The organism is Chachezhania sediminis (assembly GCF_009765275.1).
GTDB lineage: Bacteria > Pseudomonadota > Alphaproteobacteria > Rhodobacterales > Rhodobacteraceae > Chachezhania > Chachezhania sediminis.
Window position 1 is genome coordinate 610,018 of the sequence record NZ_VOPH01000003.1, and the last position, 17,072, is coordinate 627,089.

17 protein-coding genes and 1 riboswitch are annotated in these 17,072 nt (G+C 67.3%); of the genes, 11 read left to right on the forward strand and 6 right to left on the reverse strand.

All coding sequences use genetic code 11. The features are described from left to right. The first annotated feature begins 63 nt into the window (after positions 1-63). Together FQK05_RS12300 and FQK05_RS12305 are read left to right on the forward strand one after the other, a co-directional pair. Entirely contained in the window at positions 64-909 is an 846-nt protein-coding gene (locus FQK05_RS12300; protein WP_158967123.1) for a metallophosphoesterase family protein, read from the forward strand. Further along, complete coding sequence (locus FQK05_RS12305) at positions 906-2,564, forward strand: ABC transporter ATP-binding protein (protein WP_158967125.1); 1,659 nt, start codon at positions 906-908, stop codon at positions 2,562-2,564. The genes FQK05_RS12300 and FQK05_RS12305 overlap by 4 nt, the downstream gene beginning before the upstream one ends. A gap of 337 nt (positions 2,565-2,901) precedes the next feature. On the opposite strand, the gene FQK05_RS12310 is transcribed toward FQK05_RS12305, so the two are convergent. After that, the gene (locus tag FQK05_RS12310; RefSeq protein ID WP_158967127.1) at positions 2,902-3,798 is read right to left on the reverse strand and encodes a LysR family transcriptional regulator; all 897 of its coding nucleotides are present in this window, start codon (positions 3,796-3,798) and stop codon (positions 2,902-2,904) included. Positions 3,799-3,903: 105 nt separating this feature from the next. Here FQK05_RS12310 and FQK05_RS12315 point away from each other — a divergent pair, with 105 nt between their 5' ends. The 7 genes from FQK05_RS12315 to FQK05_RS12345 all read left to right on the forward strand — a co-directional run bounded on the left by FQK05_RS12315 (position 3,904) and on the right by FQK05_RS12345 (position 9,184). Then, positions 3,904-4,452 (forward strand): carboxymuconolactone decarboxylase family protein, encoded by a 549-nt coding sequence (locus FQK05_RS12315; protein ID WP_158967129.1) that lies wholly within the window; start codon positions 3,904-3,906, stop codon positions 4,450-4,452. Between the two features lie 55 nt (positions 4,453-4,507). Continuing rightward, complete coding sequence (locus FQK05_RS12320) at positions 4,508-4,972, forward strand: nuclear transport factor 2 family protein (protein ID WP_158967131.1); 465 nt, start codon at positions 4,508-4,510, stop codon at positions 4,970-4,972. Positions 4,973-4,974: 2 nt separating this feature from the next. Then, on the forward strand, positions 4,975-5,595 hold the full coding sequence (locus tag FQK05_RS12325) for a pyridoxamine 5'-phosphate oxidase family protein (protein ID WP_158967133.1): 621 nt from the start codon (positions 4,975-4,977) through the stop codon (positions 5,593-5,595). Between the two features lie 380 nt (positions 5,596-5,975). Next, positions 5,976-6,082: riboswitch (TPP riboswitch) on the forward strand. Beyond that, positions 6,074-6,688: a YkoF family thiamine/hydroxymethylpyrimidine-binding protein gene (locus tag FQK05_RS12330; RefSeq protein WP_158967135.1), complete on the forward strand. Its 615-nt coding sequence runs from the start codon at positions 6,074-6,076 to the stop codon at positions 6,686-6,688. (Overlaps the previous riboswitch by 9 nt.) 27 nt (positions 6,689-6,715) lie before the next feature. Continuing rightward, on the forward strand, positions 6,716-7,471 hold the full coding sequence (locus FQK05_RS12335; protein ID WP_158967137.1) for an ABC transporter permease: 756 nt from the start codon (positions 6,716-6,718) through the stop codon (positions 7,469-7,471). Then, the gene (locus FQK05_RS12340) at positions 7,464-8,207 is read left to right on the forward strand and encodes an ABC transporter ATP-binding protein (protein ID WP_158967139.1); all 744 of its coding nucleotides are present in this window, start codon (positions 7,464-7,466) and stop codon (positions 8,205-8,207) included. Before FQK05_RS12335 ends, FQK05_RS12340 begins: the two co-directional genes overlap by 8 nt. Next, entirely contained in the window at positions 8,204-9,184 is a 981-nt protein-coding gene (locus FQK05_RS12345) for an ABC transporter substrate-binding protein (protein WP_158967141.1), read from the forward strand. Before FQK05_RS12340 ends, FQK05_RS12345 begins: the two co-directional genes overlap by 4 nt. A 66-nt stretch (positions 9,185-9,250) precedes the next feature. Here the strand turns inward: FQK05_RS12345 and FQK05_RS26365 are convergent, their stop codons facing one another. Continuing rightward, the gene (locus FQK05_RS26365) at positions 9,251-9,373 is read right to left on the reverse strand and encodes a hypothetical protein (RefSeq protein WP_267902365.1); all 123 of its coding nucleotides are present in this window, start codon (positions 9,371-9,373) and stop codon (positions 9,251-9,253) included. Between the two features lie 137 nt (positions 9,374-9,510). On the opposite strand from FQK05_RS26365, the gene FQK05_RS12350 reads away from it, so the two are divergent. Together FQK05_RS12350 and FQK05_RS12355 are read left to right on the forward strand one after the other, a co-directional pair. Continuing rightward, a complete protein-coding gene (locus tag FQK05_RS12350) occupies positions 9,511-9,765 on the forward strand; it encodes a hypothetical protein (protein ID WP_158967143.1) in 255 nt (84 codons plus the stop codon). Next, positions 9,738-10,142: a hypothetical protein gene (locus FQK05_RS12355; RefSeq protein ID WP_158967145.1), complete on the forward strand. Its 405-nt coding sequence runs from the start codon at positions 9,738-9,740 to the stop codon at positions 10,140-10,142. The genes FQK05_RS12350 and FQK05_RS12355 overlap by 28 nt, the downstream gene beginning before the upstream one ends. A 221-nt stretch (positions 10,143-10,363) precedes the next feature. On the opposite strand, the gene FQK05_RS12360 is transcribed toward FQK05_RS12355, so the two are convergent. From FQK05_RS12360 to FQK05_RS12375, 4 genes are all read right to left on the reverse strand, one after another. After that, complete coding sequence (locus FQK05_RS12360) at positions 10,364-14,611, reverse strand: hypothetical protein (protein ID WP_158967147.1); 4,248 nt, start codon at positions 14,609-14,611, stop codon at positions 10,364-10,366. Positions 14,612-14,883: 272 nt separating this feature from the next. Next, entirely contained in the window at positions 14,884-15,519 is a 636-nt protein-coding gene (locus FQK05_RS12365) for a maleate cis-trans isomerase family protein (protein ID WP_158967149.1), read from the reverse strand. Then, positions 15,516-16,298, reverse strand: a complete 783-nt coding sequence (locus FQK05_RS12370; RefSeq protein WP_158967151.1) for a short-chain dehydrogenase/reductase — start codon at positions 16,296-16,298, stop codon at positions 15,516-15,518. Before FQK05_RS12370 ends, FQK05_RS12365 begins: the two co-directional genes overlap by 4 nt. Before the next feature lie 37 nt (positions 16,299-16,335). Then, the gene (locus FQK05_RS12375) at positions 16,336-17,028 is read right to left on the reverse strand and encodes a GntR family transcriptional regulator (RefSeq protein WP_158967153.1); all 693 of its coding nucleotides are present in this window, start codon (positions 17,026-17,028) and stop codon (positions 16,336-16,338) included. Positions 17,029-17,072 lie beyond the last annotated feature (44 nt).

Consider the following 17,072-nt stretch of genomic DNA (forward strand, 5'->3'; position numbering starts at 1 on the left):
GAATTGATAACGGGGACCGGGCGGCTGTCGCCCGGTCCTTCCCCCAGAGCGGAGCCCCAACCCATGACCCGGATCGCCATCGTCACCGACATCCACCACGGCGCCCCTTCCCACACCAAGCGTGGCGATACCGCGCTGGAACTGGTCGCCCAATTCGTCGCATGGTCCAACGCACAGAAGCCTGACCTTGTGCTGGACCTGGGCGACCGCATTTCCGACATCGACAGCCAGACCGACGCGCGGCTGGAACGCGAGGTGGCGGACCTGTTCGCGGGCCTTGACGCGCCGCTTTACAGCATCTGCGGCAACCATGACCGCGACCACCTGAGCGTCGAGGACAATGTCGAGATCCTGGGCGCGGACCTGAAATCCGAGGTGATCGACCTTGGCCAGTGGCAGCTGGCGCTGTGGCGGGCGGATACCAGGATCAACCGTGTCGCCCCGAATATCGGTTTCAACCTGCCCGAGGCGGACCTTCTGTGGCTGTCCCAGATGGCGCAGCGGGCGGAAAAGCCCACGCTGGTCGCCAGCCACGTGCCGTTTTCCGGGCACAGCCAGATCGGCAACTACTACTTCCAGCGGAACCAAGGGCTTTCGACCTACCCGCAGGCCGAACGCGCCCGTGCCGCGCTGGCCCAGGCGCAGGTCCCGGTCGCCTGCATCGCCGGGCACGTCCACTGGAACACCGTGACCACCGTGGACGGCATCCCCCACATGACCCAGCAAAGCCTGACCGAAAGCTTCACCACCTGCGGTGAGCCCGCGAAGGCCTGGGGCATGATGACCCTTGGCAACAAGGTCCACTGGGAGGTTTTCGGCGACGACCCGTTCGAGGCCCGGGTGACGCCTGCGCGCATGCGCTGGACGCCGCCCCTGGCACCCTTGCTGGAAAGGCTTGCCGCCGAATGACCCCGTTGCCCGCCGAAACCCCCGTCCTGTCGGTCCGCGACCTGTCCATCGCCTTCGGATCGCATGCCGCGGTCCGGGGCCTGTCCTTCGACATCCATCGCGGCGAGACGCTGGCGCTGGTGGGCGAAAGCGGATCCGGTAAAAGTGCCACGGCCCTGTCGATCCTGCGCCTGATCGAAAGGGAAGGCGGGCGGATCTGCGGCGGGTCTATCCGGCTGGGCGGCCGCGACCCGGCCGAGGTCACGTCGCTGGCCCCCGCCGCCCTTCGGGCCCTTCGGGGCAACAGGATCGCGATGGTGTTCCAGGAACCCATGACCTCGCTGAATCCGGTGATGACCATCGGCAGGCAACTGCAGGAGGCGCTGGCCCAACACCGCGGCCTGAAAGGCACCGCCGCCCGCGACGCGGCACGCGACGCGCTGGACCGGGTCAAGGTGCCGGAACCCGAACGCCGCCTGTCGCAGTACCCGCACGAACTGTCGGGCGGGTTGCGCCAGCGGGTGATGATCGCCATGGCCCTGCTGTGCGAACCCGAAGTGCTGATCGCGGACGAACCCACCACCGCGCTGGACGTCACCACCCAGGCGGAAATCCTGAAGCTGATCGCGGCGCTTCAGGAGGACATGGGCATGGCGGTTCTCTTCATCACCCACGATCTGGGCGTGGTGGCTGAAATTGCCGACCGGGTGGTCGTCATGAAGGACGGCCAGAAGGTCGAGGAAGGCTGGACCGCCGATCTGTTCCGGAGACCGAAGGCAGCCTACACCAGGGAACTGATGGCCGCCTCTCCCCGTCTGGGTGAAGGCGCACCGGCGTCGTTGGTCGATCCCGACCCCGTGCTGAAGGTCACCGGGCTGACCACGACCTATGGCGGGGGCCTGTTCTCTCGCAAGGCCGCTGTCGCGGCGGTCTCGGACGTTTCCATCGAACTGGGCCGGGGCGAGACGCTGGGCCTTGTCGGCGAAAGCGGCTGCGGAAAATCGACGCTGGCCCGCTCGATCATGCGGCTGGTCACGCCCGCGGCGGGCGAGGTCGAACTGCTGGGCGCCCGCATCGACGGGCTGAGCCGTGCCGAACTGAAACCCTACCGCGCCCATATGCAGATGGTGTTCCAGGATCCCTACGCATCATTGAACCCGCGGCTGACGGTCAGGGACATCGTCACCGAACCCGCGCTGCTGCACGGCATGATCACCCATGGCGGCAGGCAGGAGATGGCGGCGGACCTGCTGGCCCGCGTGGGCCTGCAGGAAGACGCGGCCGAGCGTTACCCGCACCAGTTTTCCGGCGGTCAGCGGCAGCGGATCTGCATCGCCCGGGCGCTGTCGGTCCGGCCACAGATCATCGTCGCGGACGAGGCGGTCTCTGCGCTCGACGTGTCGAACGCGCGGCGGGTGACCGACCTGATGGCCGAAATCCAGCAACGCGAAGGCGTGTCCTTCCTGTTCATCAGCCACGACATCGCCGTCGTCGAACGGGTCAGCCACCGGATCGCGGTGATGCTAAGGGGCCAGATCGTAGAAACCGGCCCCACGGACCGGATCCTGAACGACCCGAAGCACCCCTATACGCAAAAGCTGCTCTCGGCGGTGCCGCGGCACGACCATGTCCGGCCAGCCGAACGGCCGGCGCGCTCGCAACTGGTGCTGGTCTGAGAGGGGGCGCCCCAGATCTGCCCGGGTCTTCCCGCCCGGCCGCTTCCGCCCCGCGGGTGCGACAGCTTCCCCGTGACGTGGGCGACGGGCAGGATCCGCGCCAGGGTCTGGACCGCCCCCTTGACCATCGGATCGGTGCAGGGCGGAACAATACGACGGCGGCCCCGGAAGGCGCAGCGCACCGCAGGGTGGCTGAGTCGTAGGCTCAGGCCTCATGGCCAATAGATGACGGTTGCGGCGAGAGCTATGGCAGAGATCTAAGGTCCTGGGTCATCTGTCATATCGCGTTGCCACACGTCGCCAACCCGTACGAACAGCACCTCCCGGTCCCGGGCCATCACCCGTCGGACAGGGCCGCAGACAGCCGGGTTGCCGCGAAGTCCACGAAGGCGCGCAGCTTCTGCGGCACCGGCCCGGGACGGAACAGGATATGGACCGGCCACGACGGCGGTTCATCCTTCTGCAGGACGATGGTCAGACGGCCCGCGCGCACCGCCGCGGCCACCTGATAGGACAGGACCCGCGTGACCCCCAGCCCTGCCTCGGCCGCTTCGATCGCGGCTTCGGCCGTGTTCACGGTTATGCGTGATCGCACCGGCACGAACCGACCGGTCGGACCGTCCCCGAACTGCCAGCGGTCGGCCCGCATGAGCCTTTCGAAGGTGATGCAGTCGTGGCCTGACAGGTCTTCGGGCCGCCCCGGGATGCCCCGCGCCGTCAGATAGGACGGGCTGGCACAGGCCACCCGGCGCACCTGGCCCACGCGGCGCGCGCGCAGGGCGCTGTCGGACAGGTTTCCGATGCGGATGGCGGCATCGACATGTTCCTCCGACAGGCTGACCGAGCGGTCGGTCTGTTCCAGCCGGACCTCGACATCCGGATAGGTCCGCAGGAAGTCCGCCAGGACCGGCAGAACGTGCAGCCGGCCGAAGACGATGGGCGCGGTCAGGGTCAGAAGGCCCTTCGGTTCGCGGAACTCTCCCGCGGCCAACCGTTCAGCCTCGCCCACCTGGTCCAGGATGGCGCGGCAGGCGGCCAGATAGGCCTCGCCCGTTTCCGTAGGTTTCAACCCGCGGGACGACCGTTCGACCAGCTGCGTGCCAAGGCGCGCCTCAAGCTCCGACACGCGGCGGCTGACGGTGGCCAGCGGCATCCCAAGCCGCCGGGCGGCCGCGGAAAAGCTGCCGGCGTCCACCGCGACGACAAGGATCGACATAGAGTCGAGACGGTCCATCTGTCCTTCCATATTCCGAGAGGATGGATCCCGATGTTGCCCGATACCTCCGCAACCTGGAACCCCCTATCTGTGGGTTGCAACCGGAACCCGAAGGAGATCCCGATGTCCCGTATCCCGACCCCCGCCACCATCGATGCCGCCCCCGAAGCCGCGCGCCCGCTTCTGGAACAGGTCAAGAAGCAGCTGGGCAGCGCGCCCAACATCTTTCGCCTGATGGCGCAAAGCCCGGCCGCGCTGGAAGGCCACCTGGGCCTGTCCGGCGCCCTGGCCAAGGGCACGCTGAACGCCGCGACCCGCGAACGCATCGCGCTGGCCATCGCCCAGTTCAACGGCTGCGGCTATTGCTTGTCGGCCCACAGCTATGTCGGGGCCAACCTGGCCGGCCTTTCGCCCGAGGAGATCGCCGCCAACCGCGCCGGCCGGTCGACCGATCCCCGGGCCGATGCCGCCGTCGTCTTCGCCCGCAAGCTGGCGGAACTGCGCGGGCGGGTGGCGGATGCCGACCTCTCCACTGTCCGCGCCGCCGGTTACGACGACGCGCAGATCGTCGAGATCGTGCAGCACGTCGCGCTGAATGTCTGGACCAACTACCTGAACGAACTGGCCCGGACCGAAATCGACTTTCCCGTGGCCGACGGCGTCGCCGCCTGACCTGCCCCCTGCGGCGGCGGCCCCGGCCGTCGCCGCGCCTTTGCCGGAGATCCAGATGACCCGTCCGCCCCTGCCCCCGTTCACCGCCGAAACCGCCGTCCAGAAGGTGCGCCTGGCCGAGGATGCCTGGAACAGCCGCGATCCCGTGGCGGTTTCGCTGGCCTACACGACCGACAGCCACTGGAGAAACCGCGACAGCTTCATGACCGGTCGCGCCGCAATCGTCTCCTTCCTGGCCGCGAAGTGGGAGCGAGAGCTGGACTATCGCCTGGTCAAGGAGTTGTGGACCTTCGGCGACGACCGGATCGCCGTTCGCTTCGCCTATGAATGGCACGACGCGGCGGGGCAGTGGTTCCGGTCCCACGGGAACGAGAACTGGCGCTTCGACACCGCCGGGCTGATGGCCGAACGGCACGCCAGCATCAACGACCAGAAGATTGCCGGGGCCCAACGCCTGTTCCACTGGCCGCAGAGCCGGCGGCCGGACGATCATCCGTCGCTGACCGAACTGGGGCTGTGATCATGGACCGTCCCACCACCATGGATGTCGCCTTCACCCCCGCGGTCCGTGCCGCGCAGACGGCGCGGGGGTCCCGCGAGGGTTATGCCAGGATGGAGGCCCGGCGCCCCTGGGCCGACCGCATCACGCCCGACCTGGCGGACTTCCTGGGCCGGCAGACCAGCGTCTTTCTGGGCACCGCCAGTGCCGCGGGCCGGCCCTATATCCAGCATCGCGGCGGGCCCGCCGGTTTCCTGAAGGTCATGGGCGACCGGCAGCTTGGCATTGCCGATCTGGCAGGCAACCGGCAGTACATTACCCTGGGCAACCTGTCGGAGAACGACCGCGCCTTCCTGTTCCTGATCGACTACGAGACCCGGCAGCGGATCAAGATCTGGGGGCGCGCAAGGGCGGTCGAGAACGACCCGGCCCTTGTCGCCCGTCTTCATGCCGGCGACGGCCGGCCGGAACGGGCGATCCTGTTCGATATCGAGGCATGGGACGTCAACTGCCCGCAGCATATCCCGCGCCGCATCGGGCTGGACCGGGTGGCAACGCTTCTGGCCGAACGCGATGCGCGGATCGCCGAACTGGAACGGGCGCTGGCGGCCCGCGATGCGGGGTCGGCCGACAAGGACCGATAACAGGACGCTCTGCCGGTGGGACTTGCAGGGCACCCTTTCACCCGGCCCGAAGGCCCGGGTGAAGGCGCTTTGATCCGGGAGGCCGGGCGGGAACGCCATGCCGGGCGGGGAACGGTCCGGCAGGCGCCAAAACGTGCGGGCCAGCCGCATCCGGGCCTTAGCCGCCAGATCCCGATGGCGTCTGCCGCCTTCGGGACCGCCAGGCCGAAAGCCACGGGGACCACGGCACGGACGGCCTGCGATCCCGGCCAGGGGGACACCGCGGCCCCGATGCGGCGGGCATCTGCGATCCCCACGCACGGCAAAGCGCCCTGTCCCCCGAGGCCGCGAACCGACTTCGGGCCGTGCTTGACACGGGCCGGGACAGGCCGCATGTTCAGCCCCGCAACCAGGGGTGCTCCGACCGGGGCTGAGATGCGCAAGACCGCGCGAACCCTTTTCAGCTGATCCGGGTAATACCGGCGGAGCGAGGGAAATCATGTTCATCGGCGCGCAGGTGTCGCTTTATCCCATGACGTCGGATTTTGTCCGGATCATCCTGTCGGGGCTGGACGCCCTGGCCCCCTATCGTGACGATCTGCGGATCGAGACCGACGACATCTCGACCCTGATGGTCGGCGCTCCGGCGCCCTTGTTCGACGCGATCCGCGATCTGTTCGCGCGCTCGGCGGCGGATCCGGCCCATGTGACGATGCACGCAACGATCTCGCGCGGGTGTCCCGGGGAACCGGACGATCCGACCTGCCGCTGTGACGTGCTGGCGACGGTGGCGCAGACGACCAGCCTTGCCGAACGGCAGGCACAGGCCGAAGCGGCGGTCCGGACAGCCCCCGTGCTGGGGGTCGAAATCGACCTGCAATTCTCGCTCTACGTTCTGGGCCAGGACGGCCACATGGACGAGATCTACGGCTGCATCGATTTCCTGAAGGCCTCCGGCACCTTCCTGCGGTCCAAGAATTTCTGCACCCGCCTGCACGGCGATGCAGGCCCGGTGTTCGAGACGCTGCGGCAGGCCTTCCTGCGTTTCGGGCCGGCCGAAGGGCATGTGACCATCGACATGACGGCCTCGGCCAACAGCCCCTCCGCGCGCTGATCCGCGCCCATTCGGATGGCCCTGCCGATGCTGTCGCGCGTCCTGACGCTGCTGCTGCCGTTCGCCCTGCTTCTGGCCGGGTGGGAGATCTATTGCGCCCGGACGGGCGCCTCGCCGCTGATCCTGCCGCCGCCGTCCCGCGTGCTGACGGCGTTGTGGACGGAACGCGCGGCGATCGGCGGCCATGCCCTGTCGACGCTGTCGGTCGCGGCCCTGGGCTTTTCGCTGTCGGTCGCCTTTGCCGTCCTGACCTCGGTCGCGCTGCATTTCACGCCATGGGCGGAACGCGCGCTGGTCCCGGTCTTCGTCGTCAGCCAGACGGTGCCACTGGTGGCGCTGGCGCCGCTGATGATCCTGTGGTTCGGCTTCGGCCTGCTGCCCAAGGTGCTGCTAGTCGTGCTGGTCACCTTCTTTCCCATGCTTCTCAGCCTTCTGTCCGGCTATCGCCAGACGCCGCAGGCTTTCTGCGACCTCCTGGCCGCGATGGGCGCCGGCCGGTGGACCATCTTCCGCCGGGCAAGGCTGCCGGCGGCGCGGGCGGGGTTCCTGGCGGGGCTCCGGATCTCGGCCACCTATGCCATCGTCGCCACGATCTTCGCCGAATATGCCGGCGCCAGGCAGGGTCTGGGGATCTACATCCTGTCTGCCAAGAACAATTTCCGCGCCGACCTGGTGCTGGCGGCCGTGCTGGTGTCTGCTGCGCTGACGCTGACGCTGCTGGGCATCCTGCACCTGATCGCGCGCGCTACCGCCCGCGGGCCGATGGATCGCAGCGATGCTTGAGCTTCGGGGCCTGACCGTCTCTGCCCCAGGACGGGACCTTGTGCAGGACCTGTCGCTTTCGCTGCCCGATCAAGGCATCACGGCGCTGATCGGCCCGTCGGGCTGCGGCAAGACGTCGGTCCTGAAATGGCTGGCCGGGATTCTGCCCGTGGGACTGCAGGCCGAAGGTGCGCTGCACCTCGACGGCAGACCGATCCCGCGGCCGCACCCCGCGCTGTCGTATCAGCCCCAAAGCGACGCGCTGTTCCCCTGGCTGACCATTGCCGAGAACGCCACCCTTGGCCTGCGCGTGGCCGGCATGGGCAAGCGCGAGGCACAGGCCAAGGTCGTGCCGCTGTTCGACCCCTTCGGCCTTGCGGGAACCGAAGCCCTGTTCCCGGCCGAACTCTCTGGCGGAATGCGCCAGCGGGCGGCCTTTCTGCGCACCATCGTGCAGGACAGCCGTTTCGTCCTGCTGGACGAACCCTTTTCGGCCCTCGACGCTGTCACCCGGATCCGGATGCAGCGCTGGCTGACAGACCGGCTTCGCGAACGGCCCCGGGCCGTGCTGATGGTCACCCATGACCTGCACGAGGCGACGGGCCTGGCCGACCGCATCCTTGTCATGGCCGCGGCCCCCGGCCGGATCGTGGCCGACATCCCCGTCCCCACCCCCCAAGTCCGGCGCGACGAGGCCGCGATGGCCCCTCTGCGCGAAACCCTGAAATCCCTGTTGCTGGAGGAGACCCCGACATGATCCGCACCACATTGATGGCCACCCTGCTGGCCCTGCCGCTGCCGGCCTGGGCCGAAACGCCCGTCACCATCGCGCTTGACTGGACGCTGAACACCAACCATGTCGGCCTGATCGTGGCCCGCGACCGCGGACTTTACGCGGACGAGGGACTGGAGGTCGAGATCCTGCCCTATTCCGACACCAGTTCCGCGGCGCTGGTCGCCGCAGGCCGGGCCGATTTCGGCTATCTCACTTCGCTGGGGTTCCTGTCGGCGAAGGCGGGCGGTGCGGACCTGACCGCGCTCTGGGCCACGATGCAGCATGAAACGGGGCGGCTGGTCTACAACACCGACAATGCCGCAATTGCCCGGCCCGCAGACCTGTCGGGCAAGACCTATGCCGGCTTCGGGTCGGCATGGGAGGCGGCACTGATCGGCACCATGATCGCGAACGACGGGGGCCAGCCCGCCTGGGACACCGTCACCCTGGGCACCGGCGCCTACGAGGCGCTGGCCAGCGGCGCGGTAGACTTCACGCTGGAGGTTGCGACCTGGGAAGGCGTGAATGGCGAACTTCTGGGCCGCCGGCAATCCGCCTTCCGCTATGCCGATTACGGCATCCCCGACCAGCAGAACGGGTACATCGGCACGCAGGCGACGATGCTGGCGGGCCAGCCCGACACCGTCGCGGCCTTCATGCGCGCCACACAGGACGGATACGCCTGGGCCGCCGATCATCCGCAGGAAGCGGCCGAGATCCTGATCGCCGCGGGGGATTTCCCAAACCCAGACCTGGTGCGCGGTTCGATGCAGGCCATCGCCGACGGTGGCTATCTGCGGGACGGTGACCTGCCGGTCGGTCAGATCGACCCCGGGCGGTTCGCCGCGATGGCGCAGTTCCTGTTCGAGAGCGGCGTGCTGAAGGACGCCGCAGGCTCCACACTGGAATGGCCCGGCGACGTATCCGGCTGGTACGATCAGGGCTGGATGGCCGACTGATGCGGCCGGCGACCCGGCGGTCCACAGATCCCACCTTCGGACAGGCGGGCCGCCGGACGCACAACCTTATCGCGCGGACTCCTGCCAGTAGCCCAGAAGGGCGCGCCCGATCAGAGTGCCCAGCAGGAAGAGGCTGAAGCCAAGGGCCGTGGCACAGATCACCTCGGCAAAAAGCAGCGGTGCGTCCATGCGGCCCTGTCTAAAAATCGGCAGGCATTGACCGACCGTGCCGCCGGAATGCATCCGGCGGGTCGGGTCGGCACGAATTGACCTGAAGATCCTAGGCTCTTGCCGTCCCTAACTTGGCACAAGCAGCCTGAAAGGCGATGCCTGACCGCGGGAAGAGTTGTCTGAACCTACGGCACAGCCACATCAGCACCCAGATCGACGGCATCATCGAAACCGGCCACGGCTTCAGCTTTGGCCGAGCGACCTATCGCAACGGCGGGACCTGCAGGCCGCTGTTCGGATCCTTCGTCTATTTCGTAGCGGTCTATCGCGGGGCGCTGACACTGCGACACGACGATGACACGCTACCCCCTGTCGGCGTGGAGTGTACGGTGCCGGCCGGCACCGGCTGAACTTTCTCTGCCAGAAACACCTGAACACCGATGTCGCCTGGTGCGAGGCAGAGCCGATTCCTATCGCCACGCCCGCCGGGCGCGGCACCCACCAGCTGGCGGCGAAGCTGCCGGTCTCCGACAACCTGCGTACCTTTCACCAGATGGGGTTCGACTTGGGGATACCGTCATCGACCGGGCGCGATAAATTGCGCACCGCGCCGGGGCGGGCGCTGCTGGCCGCCTACCGGTTCGAAAGCCACCAGACCGAACTCAGCGGCAGCATGCTGTCCGGCGTCTACCGTGGGCGCCGAACCACCTGGTCACCGCCTTCAGCCGCCATTTCGGCACCACGCCGATCCGTTGCCTGTGAAAACAGCGCGCGGCGCGGGCGGTGAAACTGCTGCTGAACACATCGCTGTCCAGTTCCGGGATTGCATATTCCTGCGGGTGCAAGAGCCCCTATCACTGTTCGCGGCACATCAAGTCGCCGAACAAGAACTCTCCCACCCAACGGCGCCGGCAGAAGGTCTGTCGCACGCCGTCGAATAGCCGCGGCGAGATGCTGGCCCGGCGTTACCGACCACGGACCGGGGCCGCCATCTCGACAGATGCCGGGTCAGATCAGGAAGGCGATATCCGCCGCCTCGCCCGGGTCCAACCCGTGGAAGCGAACCGCGCCGGTGGCACCCATCGCGGACAGGTCAAGCGTCAGATCGCCGTTCGCTGCCGTTCCGACCGCCGCGGCGATCCGGGCCGCGGCGTCTGCCGGGTCAAGATGCAGGGCGGTCAGGTCGATACTGTCCCGGTCGACGTCGAAATCGGCGATCCGATCCCGGCCGTTCTGGCGCTGCAGGACAAAGCGATCGGCCCCGGCACCGCCGGTCATCCGGTCATTGCCCGGGCCGCCCGTCAGCTCGTCGGCGCTGTGTCCGCCGTCAAGGCGGTCATTGCCCCGGCCGCCGCGCATCTCGTCCCGACCGGCGCCGCCGTGAAGGTCGTCCAGACCGCGGCGACCGTACAGCGCATCGTCGCCCGTGCCGCCCCGCAGGGTGTCGTTGCCGCGGCCGCCGAACAGCATGTCGTCGCCATCCCCGCCCGTCAGCCGATCCGCCCCGCGGTTGCCGCGGGCCAGATCGTGACCGTCCCCGCCCGAAAACAGGTCGCGCCCGGCGCGCAGCGAAACCTCTCCCGCGAACAGGCCGGGGCCGCGGACGATGTCGTCGTCCTGGCTTAGCCGGATGTCACCCCGGACCAACCCGTCATTCGTCAGGACGACCGGACCGCCGCCGCCCCCGACGTCCAGCACCTCGCCATCTCCGCGCAGGATCAGCCGGCCTGAACTCTCTACCACGACACGGCCGGCGCCGCCGTCGATCTTCACCCCGCCGGCGCCGTGAAAGACCGCCCGTCCGCCCACGTCCAGGCGGGCGTCCTGATCCGGGGTGGCCAGCAGGGTCAGCCCGTGCTCGGCGCCGCCCGCCTTCGGCAGGTCGGACCGGAAGGTGTCGCCGTCCCGGATCTCGGCCCGGTCCTGCAGCACCAGCGGGGCCAAGCTCCGCCCATCCAGCCGACCGTCGACGACAACCGGGACGGGCGTCACCTCCACCGTAAGGTCGTCGAAGTCGCGGCTGCCGGCGCCGTCCTCGAAGGCAAAGAAGTTCTGTCCCAGCACTCGCAGGGCCCCGCCATCGCCGGGATCGCCGTTTTCCGCGGGGGCGAACAGCACATCGCCCGCGCGGGTCAGCACGACCGGGGCATAGAAGCCGGTTCCGCCCTCGACCGTCCAGAGGCCGTCCGTCCGAAAGGACCCGCGGCCGCGCAACATGAAGTCGCCGTCCAGCCCCGCGCGAACCGCCGCGTCGAAACCGGCCTCGCCCGGGGTCAGGCCACCGACAGACCACGATCCGTCCGCCAGGTCCACATCGGCCCGCACGAATGCCAGCCGGTTCGCGGTTTCGGACAGGCCGGCCAAGTCCACGTTCAGTTCCGCGCCCTGCCGGACATAGACGAAGGGTTCACCGGTCATCCGCTGGGCATGGGCCAGAAGCGCGGCATCGGAAAGGGTGTTGTCGGCCTTCACGTCCAGGACGTGATTGCCCAGCGTCACCCGGACCCCGCCGTTGCCATCCGGGGCGACGGCGGGCACATGCGCGTCCGCCGCGCCATCCACGGGATCGAGCGAGACGAAGCCCAGTCGCAGGTTCGTGGGCAGGTAGACGCTCTGCACCCCCAAGAGCGCCGGACCGCCCACCATCGGCGACAGGCCGCCCAGCGTGGCCAGCGTCGCCTCGGCCATCGTGACGCCGGCGGTCTTGCCGGTTTGGGCATCGACCAGCGCGCCCGACCTGTCCATCAACACCACCGCCACCGTGCTGCCCGCCGCTGGCGGGACACCGGTCGCGGTGATGCTGACCCAGTTGCCGTCGATGCCGTCGCCCGCGCCGCCGGCGCTGTCCAGTTTCACCGCCCGCCCCGCCAGCGCGGCCCGAAGGTCCAGCCCGGCCGTCCTGACCGTCAGGGTCAGCGCACTGCTTTCGTTGCCGATGGCATCGGTCAGATGCGTGTCGGTGCCCAGGTATTCCTTCATCGTGACGGAATAGACCCCATTGCCCAGTCTTGCGGCAGGGGTCGCCCATTGCCCGTCAAGATCGGCCGTCGTCGCCACCGGAACGACCGGACCGCCGTGGCCCGGGGTCAGCGTGACCTGCGCGAAGTTCAGGGCACCGATCTTGTTGGTGTAACCCCCGATCCAGCTTGGCGTGTCTGGTGACGGGTTCAGGCCGGTCCAGCCGAACTGCACCTCGCCGCTTTGGGTCGTGGCGCTGGGGCCGACCATCGTGGCTTGCCCCGGAAGACCGACAAGCTTGCCATGATCCATCGTCAGCGCGACCGGCGCCGAAGGGATGATGGACGCATAGGGCGTGTCGACGACTTGCAGCAGGTCCGACGAGATGGCGTTGTTCGCCGATCCCAGGAAATTGACGGTGATGGCCGAAACGGTTTCGGCCTTGGACGCCTGCGGCGCGATCGTGGCCAACCCGTCGATGGCCAGCACGCCTTCCTGGCCGTGATATAGGGGGTTGAGGAATGCGGACCCGTCCGTCTCGGTATAAAGGTTGAAGGTCTTCGCGTCGCGTCCCGTGCCGACGGTGATCTTGGTCCAGTGCACGCCCTTTTCCATGCCCGGGAAGCCCTGGATGACCAGGTAACCCTTCGGCTGTGCCACCCCGGCGGCCGTCGCGGCATAGCTTCCGTCCCGATGTGCCGTGATGGTCCAGTTCTGCCAAAGCGTATCGCCACCGGAAACGGGAAGGGTCACGCCCTGCCAGGTGTCGTTGCCCTGGTAGAACTCCAGCCTGATCGGGGTCTTGTCCTTCAACACCATGCCGACATTGGCGAAGTTCAGGCCGACATTGATATTCCCGACATCCGCACCGGGGGTGGCGGCGGTGTAGCCGCCCTTTTCCGGCCCGATGTGGTTGTAGATCGTTTTCGGGGTATAGCCTTCGGGGGCTTCATCGTCATCGTAGATGGTCAGCGAAATCTTCGAGACATTGGCCGACGCCCCCGGCTGCGAGACCGAGACCAGCGGCGACCCCTTGGCCAAGGCACGCATCAACCCGTCGGAATAGCCCGACCCATAGGAATTGGAGAGGTCGAAGAACACCTTGGCATACTTGTCGTAATGCCCGTGCGCCTTCGACCAGAGGTGTTCGCCGAAAGCATAGGTCGGATCCCAGTTCCAGGTCTGGTTCAGGTCGATCCGGTCCGTGACCGCGGCATTGACCGACTTGCCGACCGAATTGTAGTAGCCGGCGCTGAACCCGGTCAGGAACTGCGCCAGCATCGCCCCCCACTGGTTGTTGTCGCCCGACCCCATCGTCGCCAGCTTGTGGTCGGCATTGTGGACGGTCGGGTGATCCAGGATCCGGTAGAGCGTATCGGAGCCGTCGGCATAGATGCCGACATTGCCAAGCGTCGCATAGATGCTGTTGGCCAGATCCTCGGGCGTCAGTTGCACCCTGCCCCTGATCTGGCTGGACGCGGTCGGGTCCAGCCAGAAGACATCGTTCTTGCCGTCCCAGCTTAGCTTGTAGGAATAGAAACCGGCATTGTGATAGATGTTCTGATGGTCCGGCGCGCCGTTGAAGAGCCCGGCGATGACGATGTCCGATGCCGGCTTCCTGACCGCGTCCAGATAGGCATCCCAGTCCGACGCCTTGTAACTGTCCAGCCCGTTGCCGACCGACTCGGCCGGCGAGAGGGCCATGCGATAGTAGTCGGCCAGATGACCGACACCGAAGGTCGAAACCGACCCTTTCGACGCGCCTTCCAGATAGGTTCTGAACAGGTCGTGGCCCGACTTGGCATAGCCGGCCGTGGCCTTCTCGCCGTCGTCATAGGCGACCTTCAGCTTCATCGGAAGACCGAAGCCGTTGACCGAGGTCAGGTTCCCCGTGTCGGTCGAGGCGTCCTGAAGCGTGACCTCGAAACTGTCGTACCGGTAGTGGTTCGCCTTGGCAGCGTTCCAGTTGATGTCGCTTTCCGTGGTGATGAGCTTCGTCAGATCCTTGGCGCCGGTGTCCGGCCGGCTTTGGATCAGGACATAAATCTTGCCCTTGACCATGTCTTCGAACGTGCCGTTGTCGGTCTGGGTCAGGGGAATGGAACTGGTCCCCTTGCCCGCTGCCTTGCCGTTGTCGACCAGCGTGGTCCAGACGGGTTTTTCGGCATCGTGGGCATCGAAATAGACCGCGTAGGCATAGACGCCGGTACCGTGCAGGGTCTTCTGCAGCTTGCCGCTGAGCGTCAGGTCGAGCGTGGTGTCGTCGACAACCGTTTTCTTCTCTGCGGATTGCGCCATTCTGGTCCCCCTCGTCAGGCAGCCTTTTCAGGCCGGAACGCGTCTGGGGCCGGGCCGTATCCGGATCACGGCGGGTCTTTACGTCGGCGAAGCGGGCCCCCGCTGGTCCTGCGCAGCCGATCGTTTCGATTCTCTGTTCAGGCTTGCGACTGGCGGGACACACATGTGCCCAGTGTTAGACCGAAATTGCATTCGTGTCGTTAACGCGCGACAGCGATCTTTGCAGGGCCGGATCCGGGCAGGCCCCGCCGCGGCCGCCCGACCCGGCGCGGTCAGGCAAGCGTCGCCGCTGCACTGTCGATGACGGGAACGCCCAGAACAGCCGACAGGCGGTCCGCCACCTGGTCCCCGGCCACGTTAGTGCACATGATCACGATGGCATCGACCCCGGCGGCGGCCACCTGCCTGACCATGGCCTCGACCACGTCGGGCGGAATACTGGCGAAATCCAGGCTGAGATCGCCTCCATCGGCGGACCAGGCGCCGATCTCGAACCCCAACCCTTCGTAGACGCGGTTGATCTGCTGCGCCACGTCCGCGGTATAGGGCGTGACCATGCCGATCCGACGGGCGCCAAGATCGCGCAGACGGCGGTTGATCTGCAGGACGGTGGTCGACGTGGGCACGCCCGTTTCTTCCTCCATCCGGGCGACGAAGGCCAGGTCGTGATCCAGCCCCAGCCAGCTGGCCGAGGTGCCGCCCCAGACGATCCGGTCGACCTTTGCATCACACAGAAGCTTCGCCGCCGCGACCTGCGTGTCCAGCGCGAACTGCGCGCGGGACACATCGCCCAGGGCCACGTCCAGCACCCCCAGGCGGGTGACATGGACGCTGAGGCCCGCAACCTTCGCCGCCAGCGGCTCCAGCACCACGTTGGAAGACGGGACCAGAAGCCCCAGCCGGGTCATACGATGGACCGGCGCGAGGCGATGCCGCCGTCGACCGTGATGACCGTGCCGGTGGTATATGCCGACCGGTCAGAGACCAGGAAGGCCACGAGGTCGGAAATCTCTGCCCGGTGCGCGGGCCGGCCCAGCGGATAGCGCGCGGCCAGACTGTCGAAGGCATCGGCATCGCCCAGGTCCTTGGCGGCGCGCTTTTTCAGCATGTTGTAGATGCGGTCGGTGTTCACCGGCCCGGGGTTCACGCCCACGACGCGGATACCGTCGTCCAGGCTGAACGCGCCCAAGGCGCGGGTGAAGCCCATCAGGCTGGCATTGCCAGACGCGCCGGCGATGTATTTCGGGTCCAGAACCTCTCCGCCGTTGCCGATGATGTTGATGATGACGCCGCCGCCTGCCTGTTTCATCTTGGTATAGAACAGCCGGCACATGGCGACATAACCGAAGACCTTCAGGTCCCACCCCTCGCGCCAGCTTTTCTGGTCGACGTCCCACAGGTCGCCGCTGGGAATGGCGCCGGCATTGTTGATCAGGATGTCGACATGCGGGATATCCCGGGCCAGCGCCTCGACCACGCTGTCATCGGTCAGGTCGCCGGGATGCAGCGTCACCGTCACGTCGCTGGTTTCCGCTATGCGGGCCTTCAGCGCCTCCAGCTTGTCGGTGCTGCGGGCGGTCAGGTGCAGGTTCACGCCTTCGGCCGCCAGGGTTTCGGCCAGATGCTCGCCGATCCCCATCGAGGCGCCGGTGATCAGGGCCGTCTTGCCGTTCAGGTTCAGGTCCATTCGTGTCAGTCCTTGTAAGGTATACGGGGTCAGGCGGTCACAGCCGCAGGTTCCGGGCCAGTTGCAGCGCGTCGTCCGACAGGATCATTACGTGATCCCGCATCGCGTTCTCGGCCGCTTCCGGCTGGCGGGCGGCCAGCGCCTCTGCCACCAGGCGGTGTTCGGACTGGCTGTTCTGCTGCCGGCCCGGGTGAAAGGTGATGTGGCGCCGGTAAGGCGACAGGCGCTTGTCGACGGAATACAGCTGATCGACCAGCATCAGGTTGTTCGCCGCATCCCAGATGGCGGCGTGAAACACGCGGTTGGCCTCGAAATATTCCGCCGCGGTACCGGTGGTCGCCAGCGCCTCGCACCGCGCATGGGCCGCAGCGATCAGGTCGAGCTGCGTGTCGGTGGCACGTTTGGCGGCCAGCCGCGCGGCAAAGGCTTCCAGTTCCGCCACCACCTCGAACAGTTCCACCACCTGCGCGATGGTCGGACGGCTGACCATGGCCCCGACCCGCGGGCGGATTGTCACCAGCCCGGCCGCCGCCAGCTTGCGCAGCGCCTCTCGGATCGGCGTGCGAGAGGTTTCGAGCCGCGCCGCCAGTTCCTCTTCGTCCAGCCGGTCGCCGGGGCGGAAGACGCCTTCGACAATATCGTGTTCGATCTGGCTTTCGACCCGCTCTGCCAGCGTCACCGCCGGGATCTTGCCGTCGCTTTTCGCTATTCCCGTCTTCGCTTCGCTCATTTCCTGTGCGGAACCTTGCTGTTTTCGATTTGTGTATGCAAGAA